Origin of the sequence: Streptomyces malaysiense (assembly GCF_000980885.2) — a bacterium.
GTDB lineage: Bacteria > Actinomycetota > Actinomycetes > Streptomycetales > Streptomycetaceae > Streptomyces > Streptomyces malaysiense.
Genome location: NZ_LBDA02000080.1, coordinates 77543 through 93556 on the forward strand (window position 1 = coordinate 77543; position 16014 = coordinate 93556).

The window sequence follows — 16014 nt, forward strand, 5'->3', positions numbered from 1 at the left end:
GGGTCGTGCGAAATGTGCGACATTGGAATGGAAGCGGACGAATGCGTACGAAGTGGCTTTCACGGAGGTCACTCAGCGTGAAAGGGCGTTCTCATGTCTGTGATCGAGCAGTACGCGCGCGCCCATGTCGTCACGGATGACGTGGACCCGGGTGCCGTCCCGGTGCGGCTGAGGTACGACCCCGAGGGCGATCCGCGCTCGGTCCGGATCGATCTTCCGGGCGCCCATGAGTGGACCTTCTCCCGCGCCCTGCTGGAGCGCGGGCTGCGGGCGCCCACCGAGAGCGGCTCCGTACGGGTGTGGCCGTGCGGCAGGGCCCAGGCGGTCGTGGAGTTCCACTCCGACCACGGTGTCGACGTGCTCCAGTTCGACTCCAAGGCGCTGATCCGCTTTCTGCGCCGGACCTACACGGCCGTGCCCGTGCACAACTGACCGGTCCGGTCAGCCGCCCTTCCTGAGCAGGTCCGCGACGATCGGGCCCGCCGTGTCGCCGCCGTGCCCCCCGGCCTGCACCACGCCCGCGGCCACCAGATCGCCCCGGTAGGCGGTGAACCAGCCGTTCGGCTTCTTCTGCCCGTCGACCTCGGCCGAGCCGGTCTTCGCGCCGTAGTCCGGGCCGAGGCCGGCCATCGCCTTGGCGGCCGTGCCGTAGTCGGCCGTGAACTTCATGACCTCCTTGAGCTGGGACCGCGTCGTGGCGGACATGGTGCGCGCGGCCGTCGCCAGGGTGCGGTGGTCCACGTCGGGGGAGACCAGGTACGGCTGGCGGAAGCGGCCCGACTGCACGGTGGCCGCGACGGAGGCCATGTTCAGCGGGTTCATGCGCACCCCGCCCTGCCCGATCAGCGAGGCCCCCATCTGTGCGCCGCTCTGCACCGGGACGCTGCCGTCGAAGGAGGGCACGCCGATGGCCCAGTCGTCCATCCCGAGTCCGTAGACCTGCTGCGCCTCCTTGGTCAGATCGCTGTCGGACAGCTTGGGCGCGAAGTCGATGAAGGCGTTGTTGCAGGAGGCGCCGAAGGAGATCTTGAACGTGCCCTTCTTGATCTCGGAGTCGTCGTCGTTGTGGAAGGTCCAGCCCGCGAGCTTGTACGTCTTGGGGCAGGGGTGCGAGGCGTCCGGGGTGATGAGCTTCTTCTCGAACAGCATGGTCGAGGTCACGATCTTCATCGTGGAGCCCGGCGCCAGCGCGCCCTGGAAACCGACGTTGAAGCCGTGCCCGCTGTTGGCGACCGCGAGGATCTCTCCGGTGGAGGGCCGCAGGACGACCACGGAGGCCCGAGCCTGCTTGCCGACCTGCGACTCGGCCTCCGCCTGGAGGGCCGGGTCCAGAGTCGTCCGCACCGTGCCCGGAGTGCCCCGGCTCAGCGTCACCAGCGTCTTGTCGGACAGCTTCGCCTTCCGCGACGCCTTGCCGCGCACCACGCGCAGTTCCACGCCCGCCGTACCGCCGGCCTTCTTGCCGTATTTCTCGCGCAGCCCGTCCAGAACGGTGCCCAGCGACGGGTACTTGGCGGCCGTCAGCTCGTCGCCGTCACGGTCCAGGGCCTTGACGGGCGGGGTGCCGGCGGCGCCGGTGACGAGCGTGTCGCCGTCGCGCAGATCCGGCTGGACGACGGAGGAGTGCCAGTCGACGAGCGGCTCGCCGTCGCTCGCCCGCCTGACGACGGTGAGCGAACTGCCGTACGCCAGCGGCTTCTCGACGCCCTTGTAGCGCACCGTCGCCTTGACGGAGAAGGGCACCTTGGCGCCCTGGGCGGTGCCCGGGGTGAGCGTGACGCCGGTGAGGTGGGCGTCCTTGCCGTAGCCGGTGAGCAGGGTGGTGGCGGCGGGGGCGTCGTCGGTCGCGGCCGCCGCGTCGGCGATCCGGCCGTGCTGCCAGGAGGTGAGGAAGGCGGTGGCGGCGGTGTGCACCTCGGCCGCGCTGAGGGGGCCGGTCCTGACCTGCTCGCGGTGCGCGGTGGCGCTCGTCTCGCCGGCCGCCGAACCGCCGCCGTACAGCGCGTAGGCGGTGAGCCCGGCCCCGCAGACGACCAGGGCGGCCACCGCGCCTATCACGCCGGGAGGGGCCGTGCGCCGTTCGGCGGCCCGTCTTCTCTTCCCCACAGCCTCTGCTTCCTCCGCCCTTGCCCAGGGTCCCCGCAGCCCCTCGACTCCCCAACGACGGCATTCACCCTAGAGTCCCGCGCGGCGCGGGTGACGTCTCCGGTCATTCCGTAGCACGGTTGCGACAATCGGACGGGGGGTTCAGCCCAGGAAGCCGCGGAGACGCTCGATGTTCCGGCGGCGCATGGTGAGGAAGGCGAGCCAGGAACCGTCGGCGTAGTGCACCCGGAAACGCGCCATCAACTGGAGCCGGGGCCGCCGTTCGACCCGCGCCACCCAGGACCTGGGCACCTCCCACACCGGCGTGCCGTCCAACGGTTTCACCAGCCCGACACGCTGGTCGGTGACCCGCAGCAGCAGGGCACCGGAAGTCGGGGGCAGCTGCGACGCGATGCCTCCGGCCATCCCGCCCCGCGCACCGACCTGGCTCATCAGATCGTTCGCGAGCACACCGCCGAGGTTCACACCGACGCCCTTGGCGCCGGCCGCGGGCACGACGGAGGCGTACGCCAGGAGCTGCTCCCCGGGCGCCAGCTGATTGCGCGCGGCACGCTCACGCAGTTCGGACATGCCCATGATCATATGCGGCCGGGCGCGGGCCTAGTCTCTGGCGAAGGCTTCCCGGATGCGGGTTATCTCGTCATGGGCGCGATGCTTGTTCACCTCGTCCAGGAAGGATTCGAGTTCCGTCCTCCGCTCGGGAGTCAGGTCGTCCCTGGCGAGAAGTTTTTTGAGTACGCGCGCCGAGCGCCACACCTTGAAATTCACGCCCCATCTCGCCCCCTGCTCCTTCATCAGCGGCAGCAAGGCGCCCGAAAGCGCCGCGAAACCAGGGGAGGACCAGGTCAGGATCGCCGGCCAGATGGTGTTCTGGGGGACCGAATGCGCGAGGGAGAGCAGCATCGTCCCGCCGAATCCACCACCGGCGGCAGCGACCTGCTTGGTCCTCTTCCTGGCCCTCGGTGTGGACGTCTTCCTCGGCGCTGTCCGCGTGTCACTTCTTGGTCGAGGTAACTCAGGCGCATTGCCTCCCCCGGATGCGACTGGGCCCTCAGTCACCTCTCACCTCGACTTTGGACGTTCTGAGGATCCGGTCCGTCTCTTCGGCCTCGGCGGCCTTCACATAGTTCCGGAGGAAGGCTTCCGCGTCCGCCCCGGACAGGCGCCCGGCGACCGACTCTCTCCGGCTCTCCGGCTCTATGCGCAGAGCACCCGAGCTGAGATCGATCAGGCGTAATGCCTCCTTCGCTCCCGAACTCAGCAGGCGACTGACGGTAGTAGCCAGTCCGATGGCCGAAGCGACGGTGGCCAGAATCGGCCATGTGTCATTCCCCAACGCCCGTTCACCCCCCGGTTTCACGTATGGTGCGCATCACATGTACGCAGTGTAGCGTGACCCGTGACAATTCGTCAGGGAACAGGGGATATGTGCAGGTCAGGCACCTCGACCACGGAGGGCGCGGCCTGACGGCCGCGCCCTCCGTGGTGTCCGCTCCGCTAGACCCACGTATCCAGCCACATCCGCGCCCGCCACTGGTCGATCGGGATCGCGGTGCCCGTGTACAGGGGCCAGAAGTAGATGAAGTTCCAGGTGATCAGCAGGACCAGGACGCCCGCGGAGGTGGCGCCGACCACGCGGCGGGTGTCGCTCGCGCCCGGTGGGCCGATGATCGCGCCGATCAGCATGGCCACGGCCAGGCACAGGAACGGCACGAAGACGACCGCGTAGAAGAAGAAGATCGTCCGCTCCTGGTACAGGAACCAGGGCAGATAGCCGGCCGCGATCGCGCAGGCGATGGCGCCGGCCCGCCAGTCGCGGCGGAACGCCCAGCGCCACAGGATGTACACGATCGCCAGGCAGGCGGCCCACCACAGCAGCGGGGTGCCGAGGGCCAGCACCTCGCGGGCGCACTTCTGGCCCGCGTCCGCCGGGCAGCCGTCGGTGCCGGGGGAGGGCGACTCGTAGAAGTACGACACCGGGCGGCCCAGGACCAGCCAGCTCCACGGGTTGGACTGGTAGGTGTGCGGGGAGTCCAGGTGCAGGTGGAACTCGTAGACCTCGTGCTCGTAGTGCCACAGGCTGCGCAGCCAGTCCGGCAGGAAGGACCAGAAGCCGCCCCGGCCGTCGGTGACCGCCCAGTTGCGGAAGTAACCGCCAGTGCCGTCCGTGGGGGAGAGGATCCAGCCCAGCCAGGACAGCAGGTAGACGGCGATGGACACCGGGACCGTCGACAGGAAGGTCAGGCCGAGGTCGTGCTTCAGGACCGCCAGGCGCGGACGGCGGGCACCGGCGACCTTGCGGGCGCCGACGTCCCACAGCACCGCCATCACGACGAACGCGACCATGATGTACAGGCCGTTCCACTTGGTGCCGATGGCCAGGCCCAGCATCAGTCCGGCCGCCCAGCGCCAGGGGCGCGGGCCGAGCCGGACGGAGTCCGCGACCTCGGCGTCGGGGCGGACCAGGCCGTCCGGTCCGACGGGCAGCGCGGCGGCCAGTCTCGCCCGTGACCGGTCCCGGTCGATGAGCAGACAGCCGAACGCGGCCACCACGAAGAACATCAGCACGCCGTCGAGCAGCGAGGTGCGGCTCATCACGAAGTGCAGCCCGTCCACCGCGAGCAGTCCGCCCGCCACACAGCCCAGGAACGTCGAGCGGAACATCCGGCGCCCGATCCGGCAGATCATGAGCACGCTCAGCGTGCCCAGCAGCGCGGTCATGAAGCGCCAGCCGAACGGGTTGAACCCGAACATCAGCTCGCCGAGCCCGATCACGTACTTCCCGACCGGCGGGTGCACCACGTACGCCGCGTCCGCCGGGATCGCGAGATGCCCGTGCGTCTGGAGGACCAGGTCGTTGGCGTTCTTGTCCCAGTTGACCTCGAAGCCGCGGTGCACCAGCGCCCACGAGTCCTTGGCGTAGTACGTCTCGTCGAATATCACCGCCCGTGGGCTGCCCAGGTTCCAGAACCGCAGCACGCCCGCGACCAGCGTCACCAGCAGCGGCCCCACCCAGCCCGACCAGCGGGCGATCCGGTCGGCCAGGACGGGCGGCACGCCGAGCGCCCGCCACAGCCGGGGACCGGGCCGGGTGTACGGCGGCACCAGCCGGTCCCGGACGTCGCCCTCGGGCGTGTCCTTGGCCGGCGCGTACCCGAACCGGCGCAGCCGCTGCTGCCACGGCGGCCGCCGGTCGTGCGGCGCCTGGCCCTGCCTCAGATCCATGGAGGACGCGGTACTGGTCACCGCGCCATCGTAGGGAACGGTGCTGTGCGAGTCCCGTGCACGCACGGCGCGGGCCGCGAAGCGGTCGTTTTCCCCCGGCTCGCGGACCCCTGCGAGGATGGGGGTGTGACTGGAACCCTTGTCCTCGCAGGTACCCCCATCGGCGACATCGCGGACGCGCCGCCCCGGCTGGTGAAGGAGCTGGAGGCCGCGGACGTCATCGCCGCCGAGGACACCCGGCGGCTGCGCCGGCTCACCCAGGCGCTCGGCGTCACGCCGGGCGGCCGGGTGCTGTCGTACTTCGAGGGCAACGAGTCGGCGCGCACGCCCGAGCTGGTCGAGGAGCTGGCCGGCGGGGCGCGGGTGCTGCTCGTCACGGACGCGGGCATGCCGTCGGTGTCCGACCCCGGGTACCGGCTGGTCGCGGCGGCCGTCGAGAAGGACATCCGGGTCACCGCCGTACCCGGACCGTCCGCCGTGCTCACCGCGCTCGCCCTGTCCGGGCTGCCCGTGGACCGGTTCTGCTTCGAGGGCTTCCTGCCGCGCAAGGCGGGCGAGCGGCTCTCCCGGCTGCGCGAGGTCGCGGCCGAGCGGCGCACGCTGGTCTACTTCGAGGCCCCGCACCGCCTCGACGACACCCTCGCCGCGATGGCCGAGGTCTTCGGCGGCGAGCGGCGGGCCGCGGTCTGCCGGGAGCTGACGAAGACGTACGAGGAGGTGCGCCGGGGCCCGCTGGCCGAGCTGGCGAGCTGGGCCGCGCAGGGGGTGCGCGGAGAGATCACGGTCGTGGTCGAGGGCGCGCCCGAGACCGGCCCGGAGGAGCTGGACGCGGCGGAACTGGTCCGCCGGGTGCGGGTGCGCGAGGAGGCCGGGGAGCGCCGCAAGGAGGCGATCGCGGCGGTGGCGGTGGCGGCCGGGGTGCCGAAGAGGGTCGTGTTCGACGCCGTCGTGGCTGCGAAGCAAGCCGACCGGTGAGGGCGCTGCCCGGGCCCGGGACCTGAGTAAAATCCACCCTCTGAGCAGGGCTCTTCTCGAATGAGCGCGTCGGCCAATGGGCGGCAAAAGGCTGTCGCCGTTGGCAAAGCGCGGAGGCGGTCCGCGGGGGCTTTTCGGCAAGGAAGACTCAAATCGCCTCCAACACTCGACAGCCCTGGTGCATTCGCCCCGGCGAAGGCGTCCACTGGTCGAAGGGACCCCGCTCAGGGGGTGCTCGTCCAGCGGAAACGAGGAGCTGGCATGAGTGAGATCGCAGGGCAGACCGGCCTCCGCGGTACGGCCACAGCCGTTGTTCACGAGTCGTATTCATTCGCCTGCATGCGCTGCGGGCACGGCTGGGAGCAGTCGTACGAGATAGAGCACCACACGGACGCCGACGGGCAGCAGTACGTGCTGTACGTGGCCGACGGGCACGTCGTGCCGTCACCGCTGCGCAGCCCCAGCTGCCAGAACTGCGATGGTCACGTGCTGCGCATCATGCGCGCCGGGCAGGTGTCGTCGGTACGGGGCGCGGGCCGGCGCGGCGCGCCGCTGGCCGGGCCGGTGGAGGTGCCGCAGGTGCCGGCCGCCGGTGGGGACGGGGTGCCCGTGGCCGGGACGCACCACCACTGGCACCTGTCGGACCTGCTGCACCCCTTCCAGCGCAAGGCGGGCTGAGCCCCCGGCTCCGGGCGTCCGGCTCCGGGCGAGCGGCCCCGGAGCCCGGGGCCGCCTCCCTTTCGTAGGATCGGGACATGCCTTCGAACGCCGGCCAGAGCGGCTCCCAGGGCGACAGGAACGCGGCGCCGCCGCTGCCCGCACCCCTGCGGGTGCCCGTCGCCGACTCCCACACCCATCTCGACATGCAGTCCGGCACCGTCGAGGAGGGCCTGGCGAAGGCCGCGTCGGTCGGGGTCACCACCGTCGTCCAGGTCGGCTGCGACCTCGACGGGTCCCGGTGGGCGGCGGAGACCGCGCGGACCTACGAGAACGTGCACGCCGCCGTCGCCCTGCACCCCAACGAGGCGCCGCGCATCGTCCACGGCGACCCCGACGGATGGTCCCGCAAGGGGGCCAGGGAGCCGGGCGGTCAGGCCGCGCTGGACGAGGCGCTCGCCGAGATCGACCGGCTCGCCGCGCTGCCCGAGGTCAGGGGCGTCGGCGAGACCGGCCTCGACCACTTCCGCACGGGCCCCGAGGGCAAGGAGGCCCAGGAGCGGTCCTTCCGCGCGCACATCGAGATCGCCAAGCGGCACGGCAAGGCGCTCGTCATCCACGACCGCGAGGCCCACGCCGACGTGCTGCGCGTGCTCAAGGAGGAGGGCGCCCCCGAGCGCACCGTCTTCCACTGCTACTCCGGCGACGCCGCGATGGCGGAGGTCTGCGCCCGCGAGGGCTACTTCATGTCCTTCGCCGGGAACGTCACCTTCAAGAACGCCCAGAACCTGCGCGACGCCCTCGCCGTCGCCCCGCTGGAACTGGTCCTCGTGGAGACCGACGCGCCCTTCCTCACCCCGGCGCCGTACCGCGGACGGCCCAACGCGCCGTACCTCGTTCCGGTCACCGTGCGCGCCATGGCCGCCGTCCGCGGTATCGACGAAGACGCGCTGGCGACGGCCCTGAACGCGAACACGGCCCGCGCCTTCGACTACCCGGCACAGCCCCCATTTCGTAGCGTTCCGTAGTCGCGTCGCTTTGGAGAGTGACCGATGCTCCGCTAGGTTCTGCCCCCGATCCGGACCTTTCGGCCCCTCTGGAGCGTGTCGGCGTGAGCAGCAAACGGCGGTTGGAGACGGGTACGTCGGCGGGACGGCGCGGTGGCCGGCGTGCGCGCCGGCGCGGGAGGCGGGCGGCCGGGCGGCCGGACTCCGTGGTGCGCCGGCTGCTGCCACAGGCGCTGGTGGTGGCCTTCCTGGCCGGCGGCACCACCGCGTTCGTCGCGCAGGACCGGGCGATCCGGCTCGACGTCGACGGCCGGCCGCGGGCGCTGCACACCTTCGCCGACGACGTGAACGCGCTGCTCGCCGAGGAGGGCGTCCAGGTGGGCGAGCACGACCTGGTCGCACCCGCCCCCGACACACCGCTCGCCGGCGGCGACGCGATCGCCGTGCGTCACGGCCGCCCCGTGCGGCTCACCCTGGACGGCCGGCGGCACCAGGTGTGGACGACGGCGCGGACCGTGGACGGGGCGCTGCGGGAGCTGGGGGTGCGCGCCGAGGGCGCGTATCTGTCGGCCTCGCGCTCCCAGAGCATCGGCCGGGCCGGGCTCGCGCTCGACGTGCGCACCGAGCGGGCGGTCACGGTCATGGCCGACGGGCGGGCCCGCACCATCCGCACCAACGCGGCGACGGTCGGGGAGGCGGTCGAGGAGGCCGGGGTCACCCTGGGCGCCGACGACACGCTCTCCGTCCCGGCCGACAGCTTCCCGCGCGACGGGCAGAGCGTCACGGTGCTGCGGGTGACCGGCGGGCGGGAGGTCCGCGAGGAGGAGATCCCGTTCCGTGTCGAGCGGACCTACGACCCCACGCTGCTCACGGGCACCGAGGTCGTCGCCAGCCCCGGGCGCCCGGGGCTGCGGCGGATCACGTATCTGCTGCGCACGGTGAACGGGGTGCGCCAGGAGCCGCGCCGGGAGGGATCGGAAGTGGTGCGGCGGCCGCGGCGGCAGGTGGTGAAGGTCGGCACGAAGGCGGCGCCGCGGGCCGGGCGCCCGGTCGACGCGCTCGACTGGCACGGGCTCGCGGTGTGCGAGTCCGGGGGCGATCCGCACGCGGTGGACGCCTCGGGGACGTACGGGGGCCTCTACCAGTTCGACGCGCACACGTGGCACACGCTCGGGGGCAGCGGGCTGCCCCAGGACGCGTCGGAGTCGGAACAGACGTACAGGGCGAAGAAGCTGTACGCGCGGCGAGGGGAGAGCCCCTGGCCGCACTGCGGGGAGCGACTGCACGGGTAGGCCCGGGGGAGCCCCGCGGAGTCCCGGGCGCGGGCGCGTCGTGGCCGGTCGCGGCCTCGCGTGCCGACGCGGCCCCGCGCTCCACCGGGACGCCGCGGCGCGGGGTGCTTGTCAGGGGCGCCCTCCGCCGCCCCGTACCCTTGTCCCGTGAGTAGCCCCGCCCCCGACTCCCTCCTCGGCCCCGCCGACATCCGCGAGCTCGCGGCCGCGCTCGGTGTCCGCCCCACCAAGCAGCGCGGCCAGAACTTCGTGATCGACGCGAACACGGTCCGCCGTATCGTCCGCACCGCCGAGGTCCGACCCGACGACACCGTCGTGGAGGTCGGCCCCGGGCTCGGCTCGCTCACCCTCGCGCTGCTGGAGGCCGCCGACCGCGTCACCGCCGTGGAGATCGACGACGTCCTCGCCGCCGCCCTCCCCGCGACCGTCGCCGCCCGCATGCCGGCCCGCGCCGACCGCTTCGCCCTCGTCCACTCCGACGCGATGCACGTCACCGAGCTGCCGGGCCCCGCCCCGACCGCGCTCGTCGCGAACCTGCCGTACAACGTCGCCGTCCCCGTGCTGCTGCACATGCTCGACACCTTCCCGAGCATCGAGCGCACCCTGGTGATGGTGCAGTCCGAGGTGGCCGACCGCCTCGCCGCCGCCCCCGGCTCCAAGGTGTACGGCGTCCCCTCCGTGAAGGCCAACTGGTACGCCGAGGTCAAGCGGGCCGGCGCCATCGGGCGCAACGTCTTCTGGCCCGCGCCGAACGTCGACAGCGGGCTCGTCTCCCTCGTGCGGCGCACCGAGCCGATCGCGACGACGGCCACGAAGCGGCAGGTCTTCGCCGTGGTCGACGCGGCCTTCGCGCAGCGCCGCAAGACCCTGCGGGCCGCGCTCGCCGGCTGGGCCGGTTCCGCGGCCGCCGCCGAGGCCGCCCTGGTCGCCGCCGGGATCTCCCCGCAGGCCCGCGGCGAGTCGCTGACGGTCGAGGAGTTCGCCCGCATCGCCGAGCACGCCCAGACCGGCGTCTGACACCGGCAGCCCGCACAGCCCAAGGAGCGCAGTGAGCGTCACGGTCCGCGTCCCCGCCAAGGTCAACGTCCAGCTCGCGGTGGGTGCCGCCCGCCCCGACGGGTTCCACGACCTCGCCAACGTCTTCCTCGCCGTCGGCCTCTACGACGAGGTCACGGTCACCCCCGCCGACGAACTGCGCGTCACCTGCGCGGGCCCGGACGCCGCCCAGGTCCCGCTGGACCGCACCAACCTCGCCGCGCGCGCCGCCCTCGCGCTCGCCGCGCGCCGGGGCATCGAGCCGGCCGTGCACATCCACATCGACAAGGACATCCCCGTCGCCGGTGGCATGGCGGGCGGCAGCGCGGACGGCGCGGGCGCGCTGCTCGCCTGCGACAGGCTGTGGGGCACGGGCGCGTCGCGCGCCGAACTCCTCGCCATCTGCGCCGAGTTGGGCAGTGACGTTCCCTTCAGTCTGGTCGGCGGTGCCGCGCTGGGCGTCGGCCGCGGCGAGCGGCTCACCGGCCTCGACGCCGGCGGCACGTTCCACTGGGTGTTCGCGATGGCCGGGCGCGGGCTGTCCACGCCGGCGGTCTTCCGCGAGTTCGACCGGCTGGCCCAGGGGCGGGAGATCCCCGAGCCGGTGGCCTCGCAGGACCTGCTGGACGCGCTGGCCGAGGGCGACGCCGACGCCCTGGCCGCGGCCGTCACCAACGATCTCCAGCCGGCCGCGCTGTCCCTCTTCCCGGAACTGGCGGCCACCCTGACGGCGGGCCGCGAGGCGGGCGCGCTCGCCTCGCTCGTCTCGGGCTCGGGCCCGACGACGGCCTTCCTCGCCCGGGACGCCGAGGCGGCGCGGAAGGCCGCGGAGGCCCTCTCCGCCTCCGGCACCTGCCGCACGGTACGGACGGCGGCGGGCCCGGTGGCGGGGGCGACGGTTCTGTAGGGCTCAGAGCGCGTCGATGGCGGTCAGGTCGATATCGATGTCGTAGGGAACAGTGATCTTGACGTGCTCGTGGTGGATGCCGGTCAGCGCGTAAGTGCCGGTGGCTTCCCCACGTTCGTGGACCTGGACGACCGGATGATCGTCCTCGCCCGCCATGTCGACCAGCCAAAATTGGGAATACCCGCCGCGGCGTACTTGCGCGGCTTGGAGTCGCGACCGCGGGCTTCGGGGTCGGGTGAGACGACTTCGACGGCGAGCAGCACGTCAGCCGCCTCGAAGCGAGTCTGACGCCGGTCGGTGAGGGATTCGGCGCGGACGACGCAGATGTCCGGCTCGGGTCCGTTGCGCTTGTCGAGCACGACGGTCATCTCTCGCGCGACCCTCATGCTGGACGGCAGAGTGCGGCGCAGACCGCTGACCAGCAGGTCGATCGCGGCGAAGTGAAAGTAGCGCTGCGGACTCACGAAAACCAGGCTCCCGTCGATCAGCTCGGTGTGCGGCGGGAGATCCGGCAGTGTGAACAGGTCATCCACGGTGTAGCCGTCGTGCGGCGGCACCGGCCAGTGGACTCGGTGCTCTGCGGGCTCGGCGGTCATGGTTCCTCCATGGACGGGATCCCGCTGCCTGTCCTCCACGGTAGCGGTCCGTTCCCGATCACGTCATCACAAAGAGTGACCATCCCCTCGCGCGTCATCCCCCGCCCCCGAGGCCCTACGCTAGAAGGCTGACCCACGCGGCGGAGCCGCATGTCGATACCGCCCCGCGCACAGGAGTGAAATGGCCGTCAACCTGGTCAATGTCGAGAACGTCAGCAAGGTGTACGGCACCCGTGCCCTGCTGGACGGCGTCTCGCTCGGTGTGTCGGAAGGGGACAGGATCGGGGTCGTCGGCCGCAACGGCGACGGGAAGACCACCCTGATCCGGATGCTCGCCAAGCAGGAGGAGGCCGACACCGGCCGCGTCACCCACTCCGGCGGGCTACGTCTCGGCGTGCTCACCCAGCACGACTCGCTCGACCCCGCCGCCACCGTCCGCCACGAGGTGATCGGCGACATGGCCGACCACGAGTGGGCCGGGAACGCCAAGGTCAGGGACGTACTGACCGGCCTGTTCGGCGGCCTGGACCTGCCGGGCTTCCCCAAGGGGCTCGACACGGTCATCGGTCCGCTGTCCGGTGGCGAGCGGCGCCGCATCGCGCTGGCCAAGCTGCTGATCGAGGAGCAGGACCTGCTCGTCCTGGACGAGCCCACCAACCACCTCGACGTCGAGGGCATCTCCTGGCTCGCCCGGCACCTCCGGAACCGCCGTTCGGCGCTCGTCTGCGTGACCCACGACCGCTGGTTCCTGGACCAGGTCTGCACCCGCATGTGGGACGTGCAGCGCGGTGACGTGTACGAGTACGAGGGCGGCTACTCCGACTACGTCTTCGCCCGCGCCGAGCGTGAGCGCATCGCCGCCACCGAAGAGACCAAGCGGCAGAACCTGATCCGCAAGGAGCTGGCCTGGCTGCGCCGCGGCGCGCCCGCCCGTACCTCCAAGCCCCGCTTCCGGGTGGAGGCCGCCAACGAGCTGATCGCCGATGTGCCGGCGCCCCGCGACAGCAGCGAGCTGATGAAGTTCGCCTCCTCCCGGCTCGGCAAGACGGTCTTCGACCTGGAGGACGTCACCGTCCAGGCCGGTCCCAAGGTGCTGCTGAAGCACGTCACCTGGCAGCTCGGCCCCGGCGACCGGATCGGCCTGGTCGGTGTGAACGGCGCCGGCAAGACCTCGCTGCTGCGCGCCATGGCCGAGGCCGCCCGCACCCAGGGCGAGGCGCAGCCGGCCGGCGGCCGGGTCGCCGTCGGCCGGACGGTCAAGCTCGCCTACCTCTCCCAGGAGGTCGCCGAACTCGACCCCACCTGGCGGGTCCTGGAGGCGGTGCAGCGGGTGCGCGAGCGCGTCGACCTCGGCAAGGGGCGCGAGATGACGGCGGGTCAGCTCTGCGAGACCTTCGGGTTCACCAAGGAGAAGCAGTGGACGCCGGTCGGCGACCTCTCCGGCGGTGAGCGCCGCCGGCTCCAGTTGCTGCGGCTGCTGATGGACGAGCCCAACGTCCTCTTCCTGGACGAGCCCACCAACGACCTCGACATCGAGACCCTCACCCAGCTGGAGGACGTCCTCGACGGCTGGCCCGGCTCGATGATCGTCATCTCCCACGACCGGTTCTTCGTGGAGCGCACCACGGACCGGGTGTTCGCCCTGCTCGGCGACGGCGCGCTGCGGATGCTGCCGCGCGGCATCGACGAGTACCTGGAGCGGCGCCTGCGGATGGAGGAGGCGGTCGCCGAGCGCGGCGCCGCCGCGGCGCCCAAGCCGGCCACGCAGGAGAAGAGCGCCGCCGACCAGCGCGCCGCCAAGAAGGAACTCCAGAAGATCGAGCGCCAGTTGGACAAGGTCTCCGAGAAGGAGGCCAAGCTGCACACGCGGATCGCCGACAACGCGACCGACTTCGCGAAGGTGGCCGAACTGGACGCCCAGCTGCGGGAGCTCGCCGGTGAGCGCGAGGAACTGGAGCTGCGCTGGCTGGAACTGGCGGAGGACGCGTAGTCCTTCGCCGCCGCGAATCAGCCAGCGCGGCGGACGGCCGCTCCCCGGCGCGCGACGGGCCGCGCGTGCGCCGCGTGAAGGGGGCGTGAAGGCGCGTAACGGAGGCATCACGGGCCGGTTCTCCCTTGGGAACAGGGCGGATCCGGCCCGCTGTGCTGTCCGCGCCGGGTGATACAAAGAGCCGTCTGAAAACTGTCTCCACAACGACCTTGGGTCCGTCAAGAACCTCAGGGCGTGGCTAAAAATCAGTGAACGAGGGGGAAGAGCGCTGATGACTCAGCCGCCCGACCAGTCGCCCGGCGGCGGCTTCGGAGCACCGCAGGATCCGAGAGATCCCAGGGATCCCAGGGATCCCAGGGATCCGAGGGATCCGAGGGATTCGGGGAACCAGCCGCCGGTCCCGGCCCAGCCGCCGACCGCTCCCGCCGCTCCGCCGCCGACGGTCCTCTCCAAGCCGCCCGCGGCCCCGGTCCCGCCCGCGCCCCAGGCCCAGCCCGCGCCCCAGGCCCAGCCCGGCCCGCCGCCGCAGCCGGGGCAGCCGCCCCAGCCCCCGCAGCAGCCGGCGCCCGGTTACGGCTACCCGCAGCAGCCCGGCCCCTACGGCGCCCCCGCGGCACCCGGGGCCCCCGGCGTCCCCGGCCCCTACGGAGCACCCGCGGCCCCCGGAACCCCGGGTCCCTACGGCTACCCGCAGCAGCCCCAGCCGCCGGGCCCCTACGGGCAGCAGCCCCAGCCCGGTCACGGCTTCCCGCCGCAGCCGCCGTACCCCGGCGCCCCCGGCGGTCCCTTCCCGCCCCAGGGTGGCGGCAGCGGGAAGAAGACGGCGCTGATCGTGGGCGCCGCGGCGGCCGCGCTGCTCGTCATAGCCGGCACCGTCTACGCCGTCACCAGCGGCGACGACGGCAAGAAGAAGCCCGTGGCCGAGCAGAGCGGCAGCGGCGCGCCGACCGCGTCCGACGCCCCCTCGGCCTCCTCGTCGGCCACCGGGGGCGACGACCCCGAGGACCTCAACAAGGGCCGCGCGTCCGGCGAGGCGAAGGTGCTCTGGTACAAGTCGGCACCGGACGCCCCCGGCTCGGGCGCCGACGCCCCCGGCATGTGGGTCGCCGGGAACACCGTGGTGAAGGCGGCGTACAAGCAGGTCTTCGCCTACGACACCGGCAACGGCTCCTCCCCCTGGGGACCCGTCGCCTTCCCGCAGAAGATCTGCGCGGTCACCCCGCAGAAGTCGGACGACGGCAAGGTCGTCGTGGCGTACATGAACGGCGTCAGCGACAACGCCAAGTGCAACCAGCTCACCCAGCTCGACCTCGCCACCGGCAAGAAGGGCTGGAGCGCCCAGGTCGCCGACGGCGGGTTGTTCGACAGTGCGCTCAACGTCGAACTCAGCGTGGCGGGGCGCACGTTGATGGTCGGCCGCTCCGAGTCGGGCACCGCCTACGACATCGACAGCGGCAAGAAGCTGTACGACAAGAAGCGCTACGGCAACGCCTGCTTCCCCGCCGGGTACGCGGGCGGCGACGGCAAGCTCGTCCAGGTGGCATCCTGCGCGGCCTCGACCAGCACCGAGCACGACGAGCTCCGGGAACTCGACCCGGCCACCGGCAAGGTGAAGTGGACCCAGTCCCTCAAGAAGGGCTGGCAGGTCAGCCGGGTGTACTCGATGAACCCGCTGGTCGTCTATCTGACCAACGAGGACAAGAAGGTGTGGAACATCTCCACCTTCACCTCGGGCGGCAAGTTCCGCTCCCAGGTCAAGGTCGACGAGAAGTTCTCCCCGAGCTGCGGCTGGGCGATCCTGGAGCGCGACCTCCAGGGCTGCCAGGGCGTCGCGGCCGACGCCGACACGCTCTACCTGCCCACGGACACGACCTCCAGCGCCAACGAGATCGTCGCGATCAGCCTCTCCACCGGCACCGCGAAGTGGCGGGTCAAGTCCCCCGCGGACGAGCCGATGGCCCCGATGAAGATCGAGGGCGGCAAGCTCATCGCGTATGTGCGGCCGTCGTACGACGCGGGCGGCCAGGTGGTCTCGATCCCGACCGCGGGCTCCACCCACACCACCACGAAGCTGCTCCAGAACCCGCAGGGCACCGCGGAGATCGAGGACACCTTCTACAACGGTGTCATCGACTGGGCCGACGGGCGCTTCATCATCTCGGCCGGCCGGCTGAACGGCAGCGACCAGGCGAAGGAGAAGCTGATCATGGCCTTCGGCAACTGA

13 protein-coding genes and 1 pseudogene are annotated in these 16014 nt (G+C 72.0%); 9 read left to right on the forward strand and 5 right to left on the reverse strand.

What is annotated here, in order from left to right:
- The first annotated feature begins 93 nt into the window (after positions 1 to 93).
- Positions 94 to 432, forward strand: a complete 339-nt coding sequence (locus VT52_RS29110) for an SsgA family sporulation/cell division regulator (protein WP_046420999.1) — start codon at positions 94 to 96, stop codon at positions 430 to 432.
- A 9-nt stretch (positions 433 to 441) separates the two neighbouring features.
- Here the strand turns inward: VT52_RS29110 and VT52_RS29115 are convergent, their stop codons facing one another.
- The 4 genes from VT52_RS29115 to VT52_RS29135 form a co-directional block, all read right to left on the reverse strand.
- Positions 442 to 2106 (reverse strand): penicillin-binding transpeptidase domain-containing protein, encoded by a 1665-nt coding sequence (locus VT52_RS29115; RefSeq protein ID WP_046421000.1) that lies wholly within the window; start codon positions 2104 to 2106, stop codon positions 442 to 444.
- A 141-nt stretch (positions 2107 to 2247) separates the two neighbouring features.
- Positions 2248 to 2676 carry a hypothetical protein gene (locus VT52_RS29120; protein WP_046421002.1) on the reverse strand — a complete coding sequence of 143 codons (429 nt, stop codon included), beginning with the start codon at positions 2674 to 2676 and terminating at the stop codon, positions 2248 to 2250.
- A 30-nt stretch (positions 2677 to 2706) separates the two neighbouring features.
- Entirely contained in the window at positions 2707 to 3009 is a 303-nt protein-coding gene (locus tag VT52_RS29125; protein ID WP_046421003.1) for a hypothetical protein, read from the reverse strand.
- A gap of 594 nt (positions 3010 to 3603) precedes the next feature.
- The gene (locus tag VT52_RS29135) at positions 3604 to 5352 is read right to left on the reverse strand and encodes a dolichyl-phosphate-mannose--protein mannosyltransferase (protein WP_046421006.1); all 1749 of its coding nucleotides are present in this window, start codon (positions 5350 to 5352) and stop codon (positions 3604 to 3606) included.
- Between the two features lie 105 nt (positions 5353 to 5457).
- On the opposite strand from VT52_RS29135, the gene rsmI reads away from it, so the two are divergent.
- From rsmI to VT52_RS29165, 6 genes are all read left to right on the forward strand, one after another.
- On the forward strand, positions 5458 to 6306 hold the full coding sequence (rsmI, locus tag VT52_RS29140) for a 16S rRNA (cytidine(1402)-2'-O)-methyltransferase (protein WP_046421007.1): 849 nt from the start codon (positions 5458 to 5460) through the stop codon (positions 6304 to 6306).
- 261 nt (positions 6307 to 6567) lie between these two features.
- Complete coding sequence (locus VT52_RS29145) at positions 6568 to 6984, forward strand: hypothetical protein (protein WP_046421008.1); 417 nt, start codon at positions 6568 to 6570, stop codon at positions 6982 to 6984.
- A gap of 77 nt (positions 6985 to 7061) precedes the next feature.
- A complete protein-coding gene (locus tag VT52_RS29150) occupies positions 7062 to 7991 on the forward strand; it encodes a TatD family hydrolase (protein ID WP_046421010.1) in 930 nt (309 codons plus the stop codon).
- Positions 7992 to 8008: 17 nt separating this feature from the next.
- On the forward strand, positions 8009 to 9262 hold the full coding sequence (locus VT52_RS29155; protein WP_079175347.1) for a ubiquitin-like domain-containing protein: 1254 nt from the start codon (positions 8009 to 8011) through the stop codon (positions 9260 to 9262).
- A gap of 147 nt (positions 9263 to 9409) precedes the next feature.
- Entirely contained in the window at positions 9410 to 10279 is an 870-nt protein-coding gene (gene rsmA, locus VT52_RS29160; protein ID WP_046421011.1) for a 16S rRNA (adenine(1518)-N(6)/adenine(1519)-N(6))-dimethyltransferase RsmA, read from the forward strand.
- Between the two features lie 31 nt (positions 10280 to 10310).
- Complete coding sequence (locus VT52_RS29165) at positions 10311 to 11204, forward strand: 4-(cytidine 5'-diphospho)-2-C-methyl-D-erythritol kinase (RefSeq protein WP_046421012.1); 894 nt, start codon at positions 10311 to 10313, stop codon at positions 11202 to 11204.
- A 3-nt stretch (positions 11205 to 11207) separates the two neighbouring features.
- On the opposite strand, the pseudogene VT52_RS29170 reads toward VT52_RS29165, so the two are convergent.
- Positions 11208 to 11800: pseudogene (locus VT52_RS29170) on the reverse strand (Uma2 family endonuclease).
- A 181-nt stretch (positions 11801 to 11981) separates the two neighbouring features.
- Here VT52_RS29170 and VT52_RS29175 point away from each other — a divergent pair.
- Complete coding sequence (locus tag VT52_RS29175; RefSeq protein ID WP_046421013.1) at positions 11982 to 13790, forward strand: ABC-F family ATP-binding cassette domain-containing protein; 1809 nt, start codon at positions 11982 to 11984, stop codon at positions 13788 to 13790.
- Positions 13791 to 14061: 271 nt separating this feature from the next.
- Positions 14062 to 16014 (forward strand): outer membrane protein assembly factor BamB family protein, encoded by a 1953-nt coding sequence (locus VT52_RS29180; protein WP_046421014.1) that lies wholly within the window; start codon positions 14062 to 14064, stop codon positions 16012 to 16014.

Coding starts and splice junctions, on each gene's coding strand:
- VT52_RS29110 (WP_046420999.1), top strand. CDS start 94: ATGTCTGTGATCGAGCAGTACGCGCGCGCCCATGTCGTCACGGATGAC.
- VT52_RS29120 (WP_046421002.1), bottom strand. CDS start 2,676: ATGTCCGAACTGCGTGAGCGTGCCGCGCGCAATCAGCTGGCGCCCGGG.
- VT52_RS29125 (WP_046421003.1), bottom strand. CDS start 3,009: ATGCTGCTCTCCCTCGCGCATTCGGTCCCCCAGAACACCATCTGGCCG.
- VT52_RS29145 (WP_046421008.1), top strand. CDS start 6,568: ATGAGTGAGATCGCAGGGCAGACCGGCCTCCGCGGTACGGCCACAGCC.
- VT52_RS29150 (WP_046421010.1), top strand. CDS start 7,062: ATGCCTTCGAACGCCGGCCAGAGCGGCTCCCAGGGCGACAGGAACGCG.
- VT52_RS29175 (WP_046421013.1), top strand. CDS start 11,982: ATGGCCGTCAACCTGGTCAATGTCGAGAACGTCAGCAAGGTGTACGGC.
- VT52_RS29180 (WP_046421014.1), top strand. CDS start 14,062: ATGACTCAGCCGCCCGACCAGTCGCCCGGCGGCGGCTTCGGAGCACCG.